This is a genomic window from Sodalis praecaptivus (genome assembly GCF_000517425.1).
GTDB classification, from domain to species: domain Bacteria; phylum Pseudomonadota; class Gammaproteobacteria; order Enterobacterales; family Enterobacteriaceae; genus Sodalis_A; species Sodalis_A praecaptivus.
In genome coordinates, this window is record NZ_CP006569.1 from 223684 (window position 1) to 241632 (window position 17949).

A 17949-nucleotide genomic window follows, 5' to 3' on the forward strand; every position below is an offset into this window, starting at 1 on the left:
GCGCCGCGCGGCGGCCGATACGCTTCGCTCACCATTGATTTTCGCTATAGTTAGCCTCATGTTAATCCTATTGGCTCTTCACGAACATCAGGACTGCGCTATGACTAATCCGTTACTGACCTCGTTTTTATTGCCCCCTTTTGCCGCTATTCGTCCTGAGCACGTCGTGCCGGCGGTGAAAGCCGCGCTTGAGCACTGCCGCCACACCGTTGAGGAAGTCGTGGCCCAGCCCGGCCCGTTCACGTGGGAAAATCTCTGCCAGCCGCTGGCGGATGCGGATGACCGTTTGAGCCGGATTTGGTCGCCGGTGGGCCATTTAAACGCGGTGAAGAACAGTCAGGAACTGCGCGAAGCCTATGAACAAAGCCTGCCGCTGCTGTCTGAATACAGCACCTGGGTGGGGCAACATAAGGGTCTGTATCAAGCCTATCGGAATCTGCGCGACGGCCAGCATTATGTACAGCTGAGCGTAGCGCAGAAAAAAGCGGTGGATAACGCGCTGCGCGATTTTGAATTGTCCGGTATCGGACTGCCGGCGGGAAAACAGCAGCGCTACGGGCAGATCGTCGCCCGTCTGTCGGAGCTGGGTTCGGCCTACAGCAATAATGTGCTGGACGCGACCATGGGCTGGAGCAAGTTGATAACCGATGAACAGGCGCTGGCCGGCATGCCCGAAAGCGCGCTTGCCGCCGCTCGCGCCCAGGCGCAGGCCCGCGAGCAGGAAGGCTGGTTGCTAACGCTGGACATCCCCAGCTATCTGCCGGTACTGACCTATTGCGACAACGCCGCGCTGCGGGAAGAACTCTATCGCGCCTATAACACCCGAGCCTCCGATCAGGGGCCGGATGCCGGCAAATGGGACAATGGCCCCCTGATGAGTGAAATTCTGGCGCTGCGCCATGAGCTGGCGCAATTGCTGGGATTCGCGAGCTATGCCGATAAATCGCTGGCCACCAAAATGGCGCAGGATCCCCGGCAGGTGCTGGATTTCCTGACCGATCTGGCCAGGCGCGCGCGTCCCCAGGGCGAGCAGGAGTTGGCGCAGCTGCGCGCCTTTGCGCAAAGCCAGTTAGGCCGCGATCGGTTAGAGCCGTGGGATATCGCCTATTATGGTGAAAAACAAAAACAGCACCTGTTCTCCATTAACGACGAGCAGTTGCGCCCCTATTTCCCTGAGCCGCAGGTCGTCAGCGGTCTGTTTGAGGTGGTTAAACGCATTTACGGCATCACGGCCAAAGAGCGTAGCGATGTGGACACCTGGCACCCGGATGTCCGCTTCTTCGATCTGTTTGATGAGCATGGCGAGCTGCGCGGCAGTTTTTATCTCGATTTGTACGCCCGCGACAACAAACGGGGCGGCGCCTGGATGGACGATTGCGTAGGCATGATGCGCAAAGCCGACGGCGAGTTGCAAAAGCCGGTGGCTTATCTCACCTGTAACTTCAACCGGCCGATAAGCGGGAAACCGGCGCTATTTACCCACAATGAGGTCACCACGCTATTTCATGAATTCGGTCACGGGCTGCACCATATGCTGACCCGTATCGATACCCCGGGAGTAGCCGGTATCAGCGGCGTACCCTGGGATGCGGTGGAGTTGCCGAGCCAGTTTATGGAAAATTACTGCTGGCAGCCCGAGGCACTGGCGTTTATCTCCGGCCATTATGAAACCGGTGAGCCACTGCCCGATGAACTGTTGAACAAGCTGCTGGAAGCAAAAAATTATCAGGCGGCGCTGTTTATTCTGCGTCAGCTGGAGTTCGGCCTGTTCGATTTCCGCATGCATTATCAATACCAACCGGAGCAGGGCGCGCGCGTGCTGGAGACCCTGGCGGAAGTGAAAAAACAGGTGGCGGTAGTACCGACGGTGGCCTGGGGACGTTTCCCCCATGCCTTCAGCCATATTTTTGCCGGCGGCTATGCGGCAGGGTATTACAGTTACTTATGGGCGGATGTCCTGGCGGCGGATGCCTGGTCGCGTTTCGAGGAGGAAGGTATCTTCAACCGGGACACCGGCGAATCCTTCCTTGATACCATCTTGTCGCGCGGCGGTTCCGAGGAGCCGATGGTACTCTTCGCCCGTTTCCGCGGCCGCGAGCCGCAACTGGATGCCATGCTGCGTCATTACGGCATCCGGGAATAGGGGGCTTGAGCACGGTTGTTTTGCAAAGCGAGGCCGGCGTTGATCCTTCGTGTTTGCAGACGCTGGCCGCGCGCTGGGGGGTGATAAGCGATCCTCAGGCCGTTATGGCGCTGGTGATGACGTCTGAACGGCTGGAATTGCGCAAGCGGGACGAGCCGAAACTGGGCGCAATTGCCGTGGACTTCGTTACCGGCGCCATGGCGCATCGGCGTCGCTACGGCGGCGGGCGCGGCGAAGCGGTGGCCAAAGCGGTGGGCGTCAAAGGCCAATGGTTGCCGGATGTGGTCGACGCCACCGCCGGACTGGGGCGCGATGCTTTTGTGCTTGCCTGTCTGGGCTGCCGGGTGCGAATGTTCGAGCGTCATCCGGTGGTGGCAGCGCTGTTGGACGACGGCCTGCGCCGCGCGTATGCCGATCCGGAATTGGGTCCCTGGCTGGAGGCGCGTCTGACGCTGCATCACGGCTCCAGCCTGAACGCGCTGGCGCAGCTGCGCCCCGCGCCGGATGTGGTCTATCTCGATCCGATGTTTCCGCACCGGCAGAAAAGCGCGCTGGTGAAAAAGGAGATGCGGGTATTTCAACTGCTGGTGGGTGCCGATGAGGATGCCGACGGGCTGCTGGCGCCCGCGCGGGCGCTGGCGATGCGCCGGGTGGTGGTGAAACGGCCGGATTACGCGCCGCCGCTGGCGGGGGTGGCGGCGCAAGCGTCCATCACCACCAAGAACCATCGTTTTGATCTGTACCCGCCGCAGGACGGTACCCCCCGATGAAGGGCTAACGGCCAACAATACGCGACGCTGGCCTTCAGGGACATTTAAGCGCCCCTGTAATAGGCACACCCCTGCGTCAGACTAGGTCGCCGCCGTCGCTGCAGGTAACTTAGAGGTCTACGTAAGCTTATAGGCGTTTGCACCGGCCCCGACCAGGCGTCCGCCGTCAACAATCAAATACGCCTTACGGATAGGTTTACCGTCAATGAAGTTTTGCAGAATCTCCAATGTTCCGGCTGCGTAACGCGCTTGTGCTGATAGCGAGGTACCGGAGATATGTGGCGTCATGCCGTGATTCGGCATGCTGCGCCAGGGATGATCAACCGGCGCCGGTTGGGGAAACCATACATCGCCGCCGTAGCCGGCCAGTTGCCCCGAGGTTAATGCCCGGGCGATGGCGTCGCGATCGCAGAGTGCGCCCCGCGCGGTATTCACCAAATAAGCCCCTCGTTTAAACTTGGCCAAAAAGGCGTCATTGACGAAACCCTGAGTAGAGGGATAGAGCGGTGTCTGAAGGTTGACGACGTCGCAGACCTTGACCAGGGATGCGGGCGTTTCGTGGTAAGTCAGGCCGAGTTGTTTCTCCAGTTCATCCGGCAGGCGATGGGGATCGTAGTAGTGTAACGTCATATCGAAAGATTTGAGCCGACGGAGAACCGCTTGGCCGATGCGCCCGGCACCCAATGTGCCAAAGTGCATACCTTCGATATCGTAGCTGCGGGCCACGCAGTCGGCGATGTTCCAACCACCGTTTTTGGCCATCAGGTGCGCGGGAAGATAGTTTCGGACCAGCGCCAGAACAGTCATCACCACATGCTCCGCCACGCTAATGGAGTTTGAAAAGGTGACCTCGGCCACGGTAATACCCCGGCTGGCCGCGGCCTTAAGATCGATATGGTCCGAGCCGATGCCGGCGGTCAGGGCCAGTTTGAGCCTGCGGGCTTTGGCAATGCGCTCGGCGGTGAGATAAGCGGGCCAGAACGGTTGTGAAATCACGACATCGGCGTCGGGGAGGTGGCGATCAAAAACGGAGTCCGCCCCCTCTTTATCGCTGGTGACGACCAGCTCATGACCGTGGCTTTCCAAGTAACCTCGCAGACCCAATTCACCAGAGACACTTCCTATTAATGCCCCGGGTCTAAAACCCAGCGGCCCCGATGGCGTTGGTGTGGACTGACCGCTCGGATAGGCGTGGATCGCCGGAATAGCGTCACGGGCGTAGACGGGGGGATAGCCGGTCACCGGATCGGGGTAAAGCACACATAAAATCTTCGACATAGTCCATCCTTAGGCTAATGAAAGCGCTTGAATTGCGTTGCTTACGCGCTATCTACTCTGATCCATGGCGACGAAATCGTCTAATCGTTTGCTACCATCCCGTGATAGCTACCCCCTATCTGGCGTGGCGGGTTATCGCCTGGTCGAGCGCCTGCTGAAGATGACATTGCGGGGTCATAGCCCAAATGCTGCAAAGGAGCGCCGGCTGATTTTCCTGACGCAAGCGCAGCAGGCTTATTTCCGGCGCGGGTTGCGGCATGATGGGATGAATCCCTATGCCATGGGTGAAAAAACAGGCGGGTACCGCGCTAATAGGGGCAATGCTGCAAACCCGGCCGCGGCTTACCATCTCATAAAGCACGTCGAGCGCATTGGTTTCAACGACAACCGTGGGGCTCACGCCCGCCTGCTGGAAGGCGTATTCAATGATCCGGCGATTGTGCATTTCGTGATTGAAGAGGCACAAAGGGAATTGACCGACCTCCGCCCAGCTCAAAACCTTGTTGTCGGGCAGCGTCGCGCCGACGCCGGTCAGAAGCACAAAGCGCTCGGAGAAAAGCGGCAGGGCTTCATAGATATCGGCCGGACACTGCTCCGTATAAGCGATACCGACGTGGAGTTCATGCTTTTTTAGCCGGCCCAGTATGTCATGGGTGCTCAACGCAAACACTTTCAGGCTCAGCCGCGGAATTTCGCGGCGATATTCGTTGATTAACAGGGATACTACGCGCATTGCCGAAGGTATGGCGCCTATCGCCAGAACGCCGCCCGCCACCGTTTGTGCCAGCGCGGCTTCCTGCCTCAGGCCATCTAAAGACGCGAGCGTTTGTCTTGCCCAAGCCAGCACGCGTCCGCCCTCAGGCGTAAACCCCTGGAAGTGGTGGTCGCGCTGAATGATGGTGATCCCCAGTTCCTGTTCCAGCTGGCGAATCGCGGTGGATAAAGAGGGCTGTGAAACACAACAATGCTCGGCGGCTTGGGCAAAATGGCGGTGCTCCGCCAGCGCTATCAAATAGTGAAGTTGTCGAATGAACATAGAGTAATTCCTTTTGGTAAGCGATCCCTGTGGCCAATGTTCCCTACGGCAAAGGGCCAGGCATATCCAGCAATGACAATGTCAAAGAGAGTAGCGATGCGTCCGCGTGCCAACTCTTCCCTCTCACCCCACGGCCGCAATAGGTTTTTCCACGACGAACATAGCGGGCAGCGAATGGGCTTGAACGGCTTTGAGGGAGGGCATGATTAACGGGCTAGCGCTGCATCGATCAAACGGTCTGGGGTGTGGCTGTGGCGATAAGATCATGACGCCGATAAGGCGCCGGCAGACAGTAAGGCCTTCGGCCAAGACGCTGACCGAGACCACGGCCTTTAGCCGGCGCTCCGCGGGCCAGCGCTTCGCGCGGCCTTGAGGTAGCGCCGCGCGCGGCATTACGCATTTCACCCTCTGCCTTCAGCGCGTCACCAGGCCGGCGTGGGGTGCCGTTGCGCGCCTATCAGGCGATATCATCCATATCTTCTTCATCGTCGCCGTCATCGCTGAGCGGCACGATTAACATGTCCACATGGACCGTGTTAATAAGCTGGCGCGCCGAGGACATCAATTTACTCCAGAAATCCTGGTGATGTCCGCACAGGACCAGGTCCACGTCGTATTTATTGATGGCGTCCACCAGCACCTGCCCCAAATCGCCGCTGCCGCTCAGCGTTTCGGTAATCGGATAGCCGGCGTTTTGCGACAGCTGGGTCATGGCGTGCTGCGTTTCTTCGGAGATGCGCTTTTGCATATCGCCGAGATTGACATCGATAAGACCGGTGTACAGGTCGGAGTAGTTGACGTCAACGTGAATCAGGGAAACTTTGGCATTATATGGTCTGGCCATCGATACGGCTTTTTCGACAAGCACGTTACTTTCCGGTGAAAGGTCGACGGCTATTAGGATGTGTTTGTAAGCCATAATCAGACTCCTTGCAAAATGTCACTCGTCTATTCTCGTCGCAATTTGCGACCCCGGCGACAGCGGACGCACTATCTCCAGTCTTTATGTCCCTCTTTCAGTATAGCCGCACTCGACCGGGTAACGAAGCGGCTAACCCACGCAACTGCGAGAGGGGTCACGATATCTCCCCCCGATGAGGCCGGCAGCCCTCAGCTGATGCCACGGTAAAACTTTTTTTGCGAAAATGCATAATTTCTATCGCTTCGGTTGGCGGCTTTTGTCAAAATTTTTCTACACTGAACAGTATGCCATCTCACAGTTCTCATCCGCGCCGCTCCCCTGCGCATAGCAACAAACTTCAGATGGTCTGTCAGTCGTAAGCTTACATATATCGGTTATAACCGCTGTCTACCCCGCGGTAGGCGGGCTTCGCTGCGGTTTTGGATGTTGCCGGGAGGATCATAATGAACACTGTTGCGCTGTTCTGGGCTTTATGTGTCGTATGCATTGTTAATATGGCTCGATATTATTCTTCGTTGCGAGCGTTGCTGGTCGTGCTGCGCGGCTGCGATCCGCTGCTGTATCAGTATGTCGACGGCAGTGGTTTTTTTACCGCTCATGGACAGCCCAGCAAGCAGTTGCGTCTGGTGCGCTACATTTTCGCCCAGCGCTATCTGGATCACCACGACCCGGAATTCATTCGCCGCTGTGAGCGCGTGCGGGGGCAGTTTATGTTGACCAGCGCATTGTGCGGTCTCATTGTGGTCAGCCTCATCGCCCTGGCAATCTGGCACTGAATCGCAGGCAAAAAAAAGACGGCCGATTGGCCGTCCTGCCCTATGCGGCGGCGGTTAGATAAGCTTTAGCGCCAGCCAGTAGAGGCTGCCGGCCAAAATGATCGCCACCGGTAGCGTCAGCACCCAGGCCAATAGGATGTTTTTCACGGTCTTGCCCTGCACGCCACCGCCGTCCACCACCATGGTGCCGGTCACCGCGGACGACAGCACGTGGGTGGTCGACACCGGCATGCCGGTATAGCTGGCGACGCCGATGGACACCGCCGCGGTCATTTGCGCCGATAGCCCCTGGGCATAGGTCATGCCTTTTTTACCGATTTTCTCGCCAATGGTCGTAGCGACCCGGCGCCAGCCAACCATGGTGCCCAACGATAACGCCAGCGCCACGGCGATGATGATCCACATCGGCGCGTATTCCACGGTATACAGCAGATCCTGACGCAGGTTCGACAGGAAACGTTTATCCGCGGCGGAGGTTTCCGGCAGCTTCGCCACTTTATCGGCGGTATCGGCGATGCACATCAGCAGGCGCCGTACGTGGGAGCGCTGATCCGCATTGAGCGTTTCGTAGCTGTCCAGATTGCCCAGCAGCAGCGAGGCGCGATTAATGGCGAACAACGCCCGCGACAGGTCGCAATGGAATTCCTGCGTTTGCGGGGCGATGCTTGGATCCAGCATTTGACCATTCGCCATCGGCGCGCCGCTGGCGGCGGGGGGAACGGCGGGGCCGCCAGGAGATGCGGCGCCGGGCAAAGGCGCGGCGGGGGCGGGGATTGCCGCGGCCGGCGGCGGCACAGGCGCCTCGTCCGGGCCGACGACGTGGGTGAACGCGCCGGGGTGCTGCGTATAATACTGCTGCAAATGATTAACCGCATCGCGGGTGCGGCTGATGTCGTAGCCGCTGGCGTTCATATTGACCACAAAACCCGCCGGCGCAACCCCTATCAGCACCAGCATGATAAGCCCGATGCCTTTCTGGCCGTCATTAGCGCCGTGGGAAAAACTCACGCCGGCGGCGGAGAAGATCAAGGCGATACGGGTCCAGAACGGCGGCTTACGCTTACCGTCCTTTTTCTCCCGCTCCGCCGGGGTCAGATGGATCCGGCGGCGTTTTTTGGTGCTGCTCCAGTAGCGGCGCAGAACGAAAACCATCGCGCCCGCCAGCACCAACCCCACCAGTGGAGAGATAATGAGCGACAGGAAGATCTCAATCAGTTTGGGGATATTCAGCGCCTGCACCACCGAACTATCGCTCACCAGAGCGTTGGTCAGACCGATGCCGATAATTGCGCCGATGAGGGTGTGCGAGCTGGAGGCCGGCAGGCCGAAATACCAGGTGCCGAGATTCCACAAAATAGCCGCCAGCAGCATGGAGAACATCATTGCCAGACCGTGGGCGGAACTGACGTTAAGCAAGAGATCGGTCGGCAAGAGATGAACGATAGCATAGGCCACGCTCAACCCGCCCATCAGGACCCCGAGGAAATTAAACACCCCGGACATGGCGACCGCCAGCTGAGAGCGCAGCGCGCGGGTGTAGATAACGGTGGCTACGGCATTGGCCGTATCATGAAAGCCATTGATGGCCTCATAAACCAGAACAAAGATTAATGCGAGCACCAACATTAGACCGGTATGGAATTCCAGGCCGGTGAATAGATGTAGCATAGAGAGTTACGCCATTGTTTGGACATGAACGGGCCGCATTATCTGCGACAAGAGGGCCAGGGGAAAAGGAAAATATGACCTTTTTTTAATAAACTTGCCGCCGACAAGCATGTACTACCCCCTATAAACTATCAAATTCAGCAAGATACGCTTTTTTACCCAATCTAGCATTTTGTTACCATAGCAATGTGCCGCCGGGCCCATTACAATCGGGCCGCAGTCTTGGCGCCTGCGGGTCAGGTCGCCCATTAAGAGTATAGGCAGAGTGAGATAATGGCAGAACAGTTTGAAGTGGTGGTGATCGGCGCCGGCGCGGCGGGCATGTTTTGCGCCGCCCAGGCGGGCCAATTGGGTCGCCGCGTGCTGTTGCTGGATAACGGCAAAAAACCGGGCCGCAAGATCCTGATGTCGGGCGGCGGCCGCTGCAATTTTACCAACCTGTACATCGAACCGGCCGCCTACTTGTCGCAAAATCCCCATTTCTGCAAATCGGCGCTGGCACGCTATACGCAATGGGATTTTATCGATCTGGTGCAGCGCCACGGCATCGCCTGGCATGAAAAGACGCTCGGGCAGCTGTTTTGCGATGACTCGGCGCAGCAGATCGTGGATCTCCTGCTGGCGGAGTGCCGGCTTGGGCAGGTCACGCTACGTTTGCGCAGCGAAGTGCTGTCGGTCACCCGGCACAACGGCGGTTTTCTGCTGACGCTGCCCCAGGGGGACATTTTCACCCCCGCGCTGGTGGTCGCCACAGGCGGGCTGTCGATGCCCGGTCTGGGCGCGACGCCGTTTGGCTACCGTCTTGCCCAACAGTTTGGTCTGGACGTCATACCGACGCGGGCGGCGCTGGTGCCGGTTACACTGCATAAACCGCTGCTGGACCCGCTGGCGGCGCTGGCGGGCGTCGCGGTGCCGGCGATCGTCAGCGCCGAGGAGGGTACCCGGTTTCGCGAAAATGTCCTCTTCACCCACCGCGGTCTGTCTGGACCGGCCATCTTGCAGATTTCCAGCTTCTGGCAAACGGGCGAGTTTTTGACGATTGATTTACTGCCGGATGTGGCGCTGCCGGACGTGCTGCGCGAGGAAACCGCCGCCCATCCCAACCAGAGTCTGAAAAATACCCTGGCGAAACTGCTGCCGCGCCGGCTGGTTGAATGCTGGTACCAGTTGCACGACATCCCGGATATCAGCCTGAAACAGCTGACCCCGCGCCATATCGCGCAGTGGGTATCGCCGCTGCAGCAGTGGCGAGTTCAGCCCAACGGCACCGAAGGCTACCGCACCGCCGAAGTGACTCAGGGCGGTGTGGATACTCGTGGGCTGTCCTCCAAAACGCTGGCGTGCAACGCTGTGCCGGGGCTGTATTTTATCGGCGAAGTGGTCGATGTTATCGGTTGGCTGGGCGGCTATAACTTTCAGTGGGCCTGGAGCTCCGCCTGGGCCTGCGCGCAGGCGCTGGCCCGAGGTTAAACGCCGATTTTGTAGCTATGAAGCCATGAAAAATGCTTGCCGAGCGCATTCAGTATCAGGTTACGTTCCATGCGCGCGGCCCCCTCAGGCAGATGCAGGCAATCATTGACGCTGCGCGATGATTTTTGAATGCGCTCAGCGCGAGCTTTACGCTCCAGCTCAAAGGCGTCAAGCTTCGCGTGCACGGATGAGAGTGCGTCGTTGTTGATAACATGAGCGAGGGCGACGGCGTCTTCAAACGAAGAAATCGCCCCCTGACCGTGATGCGGCATCATACCGTGTGCGGCATCACCGATTAACACCGCGCGCCCGCGATGCCATGAGGTCATGGGACTGACCTGGAACATGCCCCAGCGTTCAGCCAGGTTGACGTGCTCAAGCAGTTGCCCGACCGCGGGGTGCCAATGGGCAAACTTTTTGCCGATGGCCGCGGCGTCGGCAGGGACCCGCCAGGCGTCATGCTCCCATTTTTCCGGGCCATCCATGAACACCACGATCGTCTGATAGGCGAAGTCTTTCCCTACGGGAAAATTGAGCACGTGCATCCCGTCGCCCATCCAGTCCGTAAAGGAATGCGGCTCGGGAAGGCGGTCCAGGACGGCGGTCTTGGCCAGGCCGCGAAACGCGCTATTCCCGGTAAATACCGGCCGACCGTCATCGCTTACCGTTTGTCGCACTACGGATCGGATGCCGTCAGCCCCCACCACCAAATCGGCGCTAGCCAGGGTACCGTCAGCCCAGTACAGCGTGACTTCATCACCGGTATCATCCAGTCGGGTCAGCTGTTTACCGAGCCGGATAGTCTCGCGGCCGACGACATCCAGCAGCGCGGACTGAAGATCGGTTCTGAAAGCGCCATAATAGGGATAGCCGTACTCATTTCGGTACCAGTTATCACGCGCCAGCCGCTGGCAGGCCGCCACGCTGCCGTCTTCATTGCGAAAATAGGCCGCTTCCGTTTCGCATGACCGTTCGGCCATTGGGAAGGCAATGCCCATTTCGTCGAACAGACGTGTCCCGTTCGCCCAAAGAGAAATGCCTGCGCCTAGCTCGGTCAGCTCATTTGCCTGTTCATAGACGGACACCTCATGCCTACTGTTTCTCATCGCGGCGGCAAAGGCCAATCCGCCCATACCCGCTCCGATTACTGCGATTCGTGCCATCGGGAGTATTCTCCAGTCATGTTCAACAAACGTGGGGCGCCGCGTCATTCGGCGCAAGAAAGCGACATAAGGATCCGAGGGAAAATGATCGCCAGGCGTACGCCAGTAACTATCGGCAACGTCCCGGATCAAGGCGCCCAGGGCAGGGAGCCTTATTGATCAGACGGTATTTGCTTGCATTTTTCCCTGGAGATAAATGTCTCTCAGACGATAAACATCAGCTTTGCCCGGGATAGGTTAAATAGCTCATACCTGTAATCCATTCCGGCACGGATTCATAAGCAACATAATCAGGACGGGCCCCTTTCATTGCGCCCATCAGCGCTACCCAGTTCAGCGCCTCATGCCCACCGTGGCCGCCACGCTCCTCTACTTCCTCATAGGTAAGGGCGCGCATGTAGTCGATATCGCCAGCCTCGAAACGCTCCAGCATTTCGCGATCCCACTCTTCGTTGACCAGCGGATGGCTGTGGCCCAGGGGCCATTCCATCCTGCTCATCATGTCAATTTCATATTGGGCAAAATCGGAGTAAAGCGTAGGATCGTCGATAAGGGCGCTCTTGCCGACGGTCTGATAGACTTTCATGCGCTGCAGCAATTCGTCATTTTCCGGCGCGCCCTCGACCCAGACCGGCGGCCAATGAGAAAGCCCCCCCGTTGCCAGGAAGTGAACGCGATAATCATCCGGCAGTGAATCGATAATCTCCCGTACTTTTAAGCCCAAATCGTACGCTCGGGAATACGGCATAAGAGGGGGGGAGAAGACGTTGATATAAACGGGTACCACGGGAATAGTGAACTCGGGATTAATAAAGAAAAGCGGCATCATCAGGTTATTACCATATTCGATAGCCCCCATTCGCGTCGCATCAAAACCGCCGTGGACCAATTTCTCCAGCAGCATCTGCGCAATTTCCGCGTTACTGGCAATGCTGTGCTGTTTATCAAACTTCAGCGCTTTCATCATATATTCCGCCGGTCCGATATTCGCATCGCTCACCGGTACGCCTAACGTCGGCATCAAATTGCGAAAGTTGTTTTCAAAATGGTCATCTAAAAAGGCAATAATGAGATTGGGTTTTGTCTCATCAATACACCGCTTGAGTTTGGCATGGATCATCGCCAGGCGCTCACGCTGCTGTGCCGAAGGCGCATCGGCCCAGCCCAGGGCGCCGGGAACATGGGACATACTGATTGCACTTACAATCTTGGCCATAATAGTACCTCATTAAATCATTAATTTCTGATTATTGAAAAGATAACAGCGCTGTAATTGCCCCTGGTCTTTCGATTAATATTAAAGACAAAATACAGGGCAGAGCTAATCCGTATCGATACAGCTAGGTTATCCGATGTAATACCGAGCCCGATGGGCAAAAGCATGACTTGCGATGGTCAGATAATGCTATTGGTTAATTCACCTATTTCAGCCATGGCTACCACCACCTTGTCGCCCCGGCGTAAATATTTTGGCGGAGAGAAACCTAACCCAACGCCGGCAGGCGTACCGGTGGCGATAATATCTCCAGGCAGTAACGTGATATTTTGACCTATGGTTTTAATCAGAGTAGGAATATCAAAGATCAAATCACGAATGGCGGCTTGTTGTCTTGTTTCACCGTTGACGGTGCAGGAAAGGATTTGCGAACCGAGCGTCCCAAATTCATCCGCGGTGACCAGCAGGGGCCCCATGGGGCAAAATCCATCGCAGCCTTTACCCAATAGCCATTGGCTATGCTGTTTCTGCAGGTGACGTGAAGTCAGGTCGTTTACCAAGGTGAAACCAAAAATATACGACAGGGGATCGTCACTTTCCGCGACGCGCCCTTTTTTACCCAGGACCACCGCCAGCTCGGCTTCGTAATCGAGGGTGTCATAGGGGTCGAGCGTGCTGTCAACCCCATCATCCGGGCCGCTTACGGACGTACAAGGCTTGCTGAAAATTATCGGGTGGGTCGGTATGTTGCCCGCGGCGGCGCTGGAGTCATAGCCACTGTTACCGAACTCGTGCGCATGCGCATAATAGTTCTTGCCGACGCAGAAGATATTTCGGCGGGGAGAGGGGATGGGCGCCAGCAAACGAACGTGCCCGAGCGGGATCCCACCCTCATCAGGGCCGTCACTACACATTTTTAGCGAACCCTCATAGCATGCATAATTCTCGATAAGCACATTCATATCGTTGGTATTGACAATATCAGTCACATCGACAATGTTTCCAGATGTGCTAATCACACCGATTTTTTTCTCGCCAGAGAGCAGATACGTAACCAGCTTCATATTAACACCTACAGTCTAAAGAATTATTAATCACGCGCACGGGCAACGGCTTCAACTTCAATGAGAAAATCTTCTTTTACCAGTCTGTCCACCACCAGGAGCGTATTTGGTGCATAATCAGACGTGGAAAACAGTGCGGGAAACAGCGCTTGCCGGTTTTTCATGAAGTTATCAATATGCTGAGAGGCCACCAGATAGGTATTGAATTTCACCACGTCGTTATAATCGCAGCCGACCGCGGCCAGGACATCCCCCAAATTTTTAAACACCTGTGAAAACTGCGCATCAAAATCTCCCTTTCCCACCACTGCGCCGTCAGCGCCTACCGACAGCTGCCCGGAAATATAATAAAGATCGCCAGCTTTCACTTTCGTCAGGTTGGAATAAAGCCCCTGCGCCGGACTGGCGTTATCGGGGTTAATATATTGAACGTTGTCAGACACGCTAATTCTCCTGTATGGCTAAATGTGAAATTAATAATCATCTGCTGCATTTGACCGCATTCGCGATACGCGTAGCGAATGAATAAGCGGCTGCCGGTGTGCTGTAACGCGTCCCGCGATGCCATATCACCCCGCTGGTCGGCGAAACGCAACCAGGTAATTAATGTGATTCGCGACGACGAAAGCGGTCGAGAATAACGGCTAAAATAATTACAATACCTACCGCGAGCGTTTGGTAATAGGCGGAGACACCGACCATGTTCATGACATTGGACAATAGCGTTAAAACGACCACGCCCGTAATGACCTGCCGGAGATTGCCAGCGCCGCCCGTCAGCGCCACGCCGCCGAGAACGACCGCGGCAAGAGATTGCAGCGTCAAATTCGCCGCGGCGATAGGTTGGGCCGAGCTCGTCCACGCGGTTAATATGATAGCTCCCGTGCCGGCGCAAAAACCGCTTACCATATACACCAGAACCGTGTTGAACTTTACGTTAATGCCTGACTTTGACGCAGCAGACACATTCGAGCCCATCGCATAGACATAACGACCGAATAGGGTGTATTTAAGCAATACCCCGATAAAAAGAGTCAATGCGACGGCAATCCATACCATCACGGGTAAACCGAGCCAGGTGCCGTAGCCCACCGTGTCAATATAGCGGGCCGGCACATCATAAATAGGCACGCCGCCTGAAAGAATAAGTGCCACCGCCTGGGCGACAGAGAGCATCCCTAAAGTAATCACCAGCGGTGAGGTATTAAATATGGCAATCAGTATCCCGGACGCCGCGCCGGTTAACGTGCCAACGAGAAGCATAGCAATCAGCCCCGCTGGGATACCCAATTGATTCATTACCATCACACCCGCAACGCCCGCCAGGGACATCGAGGATGAGAGAGATAAATCCAGGCCGCCTCGTATTACGGCAACCGCCTGCCCCAACGAGATAATAAGAAGCGGCGCCAACTGGCAGGCGAGGTTAATACCGTTACTGACCGAGAGGAATCTGGGCTGAACAATGCCCGCGCCGATTGCGGTTAATACAATCAGCAGAGGAAGCATCCAATCTGACAGTGAATGCTTTCTATTTTTTGCGCCTTTTCCCGAGGGAAATATCCCCATTTCTCTGCTTGTACTCATGATACAAACTCCTGCTCCGGCATTGCCAGCGTTTAAATAATCTACAGGGACCGGACTTAGCCCACGACGTCTGCGATAATAGAGGCTTTATCGTTCTCATCAGGATTGCGATAAGTGGAAACCATGCGTCCATGAAACATTGTCCAGACCGTATCGCACAGGCTCATCGTTTCCCCCAGGTCGCTGGATAACATAATCACCGCGACGCCGGAGGAAGCCAGAGCGCGAATTCTCTGATGTATTTCATGTTTCGCATCAATATCGACCCCTGCGGTGGGCTCCTCCAGAACCAGTAGTTTGCGGGCGCTGGCCATGGCGCGGGCGAGCACGACTTTTTGTTGATTACCGCCGCTCAGACTCGTCAGAAGATCATGTTTATCGCCAAATTTTACGCCGCACGCCCGCAATAATTTATCCGCCACCGCATCCATTCGTCGGGTACTGATAAATCCGATGCGGCTGACGCTTGTTAACTGTGTCATCATCAGGTTTTCAGCGATGGTCAAGGTCGGATAAACGCAATGGCTCGCTCTTCCCGCCGGTAGCCACGCCACGCCTTTTCTCAGCGCCTCGGTGACGTTCTTTGGCCGCCATTCATGGCCTTCTAAACGGAATCGGGTGGAGGCCCCGCTGGGGGTGGGCAAAAAGCCCACCAAATTGCGCAGCAGATCTTCACCGCCACACCCGACGACCCCGTAAATGCCTACCACTTCGCCGCGCCCAACGGTAAAGACGCGGTAGCCCCCGCTGCTCACCGGCAGGTGCTCAAAGTCGAGCAGTGGCGCAAACTTTTGCTTTCCTTTATCGTTAATGCTGTGGCTGCCGGGCGGCTTACCCGTCAGCCGCGCGACGATAAAGTCAGCGTCGACATCGTTAGTGACCGCAAAGGCATCAACCACGGCGCCATTGCGCATAATGGTCACTCTGTCGCTGACGGCAAGGACATCTTCAATATGGTGGGTGACCAGAACCGAGGCCATCCCCGTGGCGCGCAGCCTTCGTAATACGGCGAAGAACCGATCTTTTTCAACCGCGCTGAGCATGGCCGTGGGTTCATCAAAAACGATCACCCTGGGCTGCGACATGAGCGATTTGCCAATCTCGATAAGCTGCTGTACGGCTATCGGAAAGCTCGCTACCGCCTGCTCCATGTCAATATCAACCAGGCCGAGCTGATGCAGAACTTCCCGCACGCGCGTGACCTCTTGCGATTTACGCGTGAGAGACAGCACCGTTTTGCCTTTCTCCGCGCCCAGCCACAGGTTGGCGCGCACGGATAGGCTCGGCGCAAGGGAAAGTTCCTGATACACCATCACCACCCCAGCGTGACGGGCTTCACGGGAACTGCCGAAGGAGACCTGTAAATCGTCATACCAAATGGTGCCTTCATCAGCCTGATATAACCCGCTCACAATTTTTCCAATGGTCGACTTACCCGCGCCGTTCTCACCGAGCACGCAATGGATCTCGCCCGCCTGGAACTGGATCGAAACCTTGTTCAGCGCCTGCGTCGCGCCGAAGCGCTTTGATAAGCCCTCGATCCGCAGCAGCGGCGAGCGCTGAACATCCATCGGCTTTTCCATGACCCGTTCTGATTGCATCGTTATCTCCTCATACCTGACTTACTGCATGGCGGGGACTTTCCAGTCAGCAGGAGCGATTTCATAAGTTTCAAAGGGGTGGGTTGCCACATTGTCCTTATCCAGAACCTTATTTGGCACGTTCAAGTGGGCATAATTAAGCCCATCGGTGCCTGCGGCGGCCAAGTTGGGAAGCGGTTTTCCTTCCATGGAACGAATAGCGTACTGCACAATCAGACGGCCCATAATGATGCCGGGTTCGGATACCACGGCCAGCATTTTCCCTTCTTCGATCATCGGCACGACCCGTTTCACCATGGCCGAGCTCACGACCGAAGCCTGGCGATGTTGCTGGCGTATAGCCTGCACCGCCCCCATGCCCAAGGTGATTTGCGGGGTATAGATAAAGTTTACCTCGGGATTACGTAACATAAGATCGGCGGCTTTAGTGAGCCCTTCCTGCAGATCAATACCGCCGCCGAAGCCCGTTTCAACAACCGAGATCGGGGTGGGGCATTTCTTGGCTTCTTCCTTGAAACCGACATAACGAAGACGCACCCATTCTGCGCCCGCGGGACCAGGGATCATCGCCACGTTCTTAGGCTTAACCGCAGAATGACAAACGGCCTCTGCCATCAATTTACCAATATAGGTATCATCCTGTAGCACGCCAAAATCGATATTATTGCTGTCCACCGGGATCCCGACCGAGGCGACCTTCATGCCGCTCGCCTTCAATGATTTGATGATGGGATCGAAACCGTTATAAGCGGCGGGCGCCAGAACCGCCACATCGGCGCCTATGCTTTTAAACGCTTCCAGTTGCGCAAATTGCTCACGGACATTGCCATAAGCGCCCGCCACGGAGACCTGAACCACATTTACTCCTGAGCGTTTCGCTTCATCGGTAATGCCGTAGATAATCCCTTTATAAAAATCATCATTGAGATGAACAACGGTGACGGCCAGTTTAAAGGGCTTCTCCGCCTTAAGCGGTGCAATTAATCCCGCAAATCGATCTTCCTCTGCGTTCGCGGTGGAGGGAGTTAACATGGATAACGAGATTGCGGCCAGGAAATAGGTTAAAAATAACGATGAAGATTTTCTCTTAACAGCAGATTGCCAATTCATTATCATTTCCTCGATTTGATAAAACCTAAGAGCAGAAAACATCTTTCCGAAAAGGGATGCGTCTAGCGTTAAAATGATGTATTTCAGCACACTCGTTATTTGACAGAATGAACGGCATCCTCTCCTGTTCTACGGTTATAACCTA

15 protein-coding genes are annotated in these 17949 nt (G+C 56.3%); 4 read left to right on the forward strand and 11 right to left on the reverse strand.

What is annotated here, in order from left to right:
* Positions 1-100: 100 nt before the first annotated feature.
* Both prlC and rsmJ read left to right on the forward strand, forming a co-directional pair.
* Positions 101-2143 carry an oligopeptidase A gene (gene prlC / locus SANT_RS00975; protein WP_025420462.1) on the forward strand — a complete coding sequence of 681 codons (2043 nt, stop codon included), beginning with the start codon at positions 101-103 and terminating at the stop codon, positions 2141-2143.
* A 5-nt stretch (positions 2144-2148) separates the two neighbouring features.
* Positions 2149-2913 carry a 16S rRNA (guanine(1516)-N(2))-methyltransferase RsmJ gene (gene rsmJ, locus SANT_RS00980; protein WP_025420463.1) on the forward strand — a complete coding sequence of 255 codons (765 nt, stop codon included), beginning with the start codon at positions 2149-2151 and terminating at the stop codon, positions 2911-2913.
* A 117-nt stretch (positions 2914-3030) separates the two neighbouring features.
* Here the strand turns inward: rsmJ and SANT_RS00985 are convergent, their stop codons facing one another.
* The 3 genes from SANT_RS00985 to uspA form a co-directional block, all read right to left on the reverse strand.
* Entirely contained in the window at positions 3031-4191 is a 1161-nt protein-coding gene (locus SANT_RS00985; protein WP_025420464.1) for an NAD-dependent formate dehydrogenase, read from the reverse strand.
* Between the two features lie 115 nt (positions 4192-4306).
* Positions 4307-5227 (reverse strand): LysR family transcriptional regulator, encoded by a 921-nt coding sequence (locus SANT_RS00990; protein ID WP_025420465.1) that lies wholly within the window; start codon positions 5225-5227, stop codon positions 4307-4309.
* A gap of 457 nt (positions 5228-5684) precedes the next feature.
* Complete coding sequence (gene uspA / locus SANT_RS01000) at positions 5685-6146, reverse strand: universal stress protein UspA (RefSeq protein ID WP_025420467.1); 462 nt, start codon at positions 6144-6146, stop codon at positions 5685-5687.
* Between the two features lie 443 nt (positions 6147-6589).
* On the opposite strand from uspA, the gene uspB reads away from it, so the two are divergent.
* Positions 6590-6925, forward strand: coding sequence for a universal stress protein UspB (gene uspB / locus SANT_RS01005; protein ID WP_025420468.1), 336 nt, complete (start codon positions 6590-6592; stop codon positions 6923-6925).
* 54 nt (positions 6926-6979) lie between these two features.
* On the opposite strand, the gene pitA is transcribed toward uspB, so the two are convergent.
* Positions 6980-8593, reverse strand: coding sequence for an inorganic phosphate transporter PitA (gene pitA, locus SANT_RS01010; RefSeq protein WP_025420469.1), 1614 nt, complete (start codon positions 8591-8593; stop codon positions 6980-6982).
* 273 nt (positions 8594-8866) lie between these two features.
* On the opposite strand from pitA, the gene SANT_RS01015 reads away from it, so the two are divergent.
* Entirely contained in the window at positions 8867-10063 is a 1197-nt protein-coding gene (locus SANT_RS01015; RefSeq protein WP_025420470.1) for an NAD(P)/FAD-dependent oxidoreductase, read from the forward strand.
* Here the strand turns inward: SANT_RS01015 and SANT_RS01020 are convergent.
* The 7 genes from SANT_RS01020 to SANT_RS01050 form a co-directional block, all read right to left on the reverse strand.
* Positions 10060-11226, reverse strand: a complete 1167-nt coding sequence (locus SANT_RS01020) for an FAD-dependent monooxygenase (RefSeq protein WP_025420471.1) — start codon at positions 11224-11226, stop codon at positions 10060-10062. The genes SANT_RS01015 and SANT_RS01020 overlap by 4 nt on opposite strands.
* Before the next feature lie 217 nt (positions 11227-11443).
* A complete protein-coding gene (locus SANT_RS01025; protein WP_025420472.1) occupies positions 11444-12442 on the reverse strand; it encodes a dioxygenase in 999 nt (332 codons plus the stop codon).
* 179 nt (positions 12443-12621) lie between these two features.
* Positions 12622-13506, reverse strand: a complete 885-nt coding sequence (locus SANT_RS01030) for a fumarylacetoacetate hydrolase family protein (protein ID WP_025420473.1) — start codon at positions 13504-13506, stop codon at positions 12622-12624.
* A 26-nt stretch (positions 13507-13532) separates the two neighbouring features.
* Positions 13533-13949, reverse strand: a complete 417-nt coding sequence (locus SANT_RS01035; protein ID WP_025420474.1) for a RidA family protein — start codon at positions 13947-13949, stop codon at positions 13533-13535.
* Between the two features lie 160 nt (positions 13950-14109).
* The gene (locus tag SANT_RS01040; RefSeq protein ID WP_237234638.1) at positions 14110-15075 is read right to left on the reverse strand and encodes an ABC transporter permease; all 966 of its coding nucleotides are present in this window, start codon (positions 15073-15075) and stop codon (positions 14110-14112) included.
* A gap of 74 nt (positions 15076-15149) precedes the next feature.
* A complete protein-coding gene (locus SANT_RS01045; RefSeq protein ID WP_025420476.1) occupies positions 15150-16694 on the reverse strand; it encodes a sugar ABC transporter ATP-binding protein in 1545 nt (514 codons plus the stop codon).
* 21 nt (positions 16695-16715) lie between these two features.
* Positions 16716-17804, reverse strand: coding sequence for a substrate-binding domain-containing protein (locus SANT_RS01050; protein WP_025420477.1), 1089 nt, complete (start codon positions 17802-17804; stop codon positions 16716-16718).
* Positions 17805-17949: the final 145 nt, after the last annotated feature.

Excerpts from the sequence above, each read along its gene's own strand:
- SANT_RS00985 (WP_025420464.1), bottom strand. The coding sequence starts at position 4,191 with ATGTCGAAGATTTTATGTGTGCTTTACCCCGATCCGGTGACCGGCTAT.
- pitA (WP_025420469.1), bottom strand. The coding sequence starts at position 8,593 with ATGCTACATCTATTCACCGGCCTGGAATTCCATACCGGTCTAATGTTG.
- uspA (WP_025420467.1), bottom strand. The coding sequence starts at position 6,146 with ATGGCTTACAAACACATCCTAATAGCCGTCGACCTTTCACCGGAAAGT.
- SANT_RS01030 (WP_025420473.1), bottom strand. The coding sequence starts at position 13,506 with ATGAAGCTGGTTACGTATCTGCTCTCTGGCGAGAAAAAAATCGGTGTG.
- prlC (WP_025420462.1), top strand. The coding sequence starts at position 101 with ATGACTAATCCGTTACTGACCTCGTTTTTATTGCCCCCTTTTGCCGCT.
- SANT_RS01020 (WP_025420471.1), bottom strand. The coding sequence starts at position 11,226 with ATGGCACGAATCGCAGTAATCGGAGCGGGTATGGGCGGATTGGCCTTT.
- SANT_RS01045 (WP_025420476.1), bottom strand. The coding sequence starts at position 16,694 with ATGCAATCAGAACGGGTCATGGAAAAGCCGATGGATGTTCAGCGCTCG.
- SANT_RS01050 (WP_025420477.1), bottom strand. The coding sequence starts at position 17,804 with ATGAATTGGCAATCTGCTGTTAAGAGAAAATCTTCATCGTTATTTTTA.
- SANT_RS00990 (WP_025420465.1), bottom strand. The coding sequence starts at position 5,227 with ATGTTCATTCGACAACTTCACTATTTGATAGCGCTGGCGGAGCACCGC.
- SANT_RS01040 (WP_237234638.1), bottom strand. The coding sequence starts at position 15,075 with ATGGGGATATTTCCCTCGGGAAAAGGCGCAAAAAATAGAAAGCATTCA.
- SANT_RS01015 (WP_025420470.1), top strand. The coding sequence starts at position 8,867 with ATGGCAGAACAGTTTGAAGTGGTGGTGATCGGCGCCGGCGCGGCGGGC.
- SANT_RS01025 (WP_025420472.1), bottom strand. The coding sequence starts at position 12,442 with ATGGCCAAGATTGTAAGTGCAATCAGTATGTCCCATGTTCCCGGCGCC.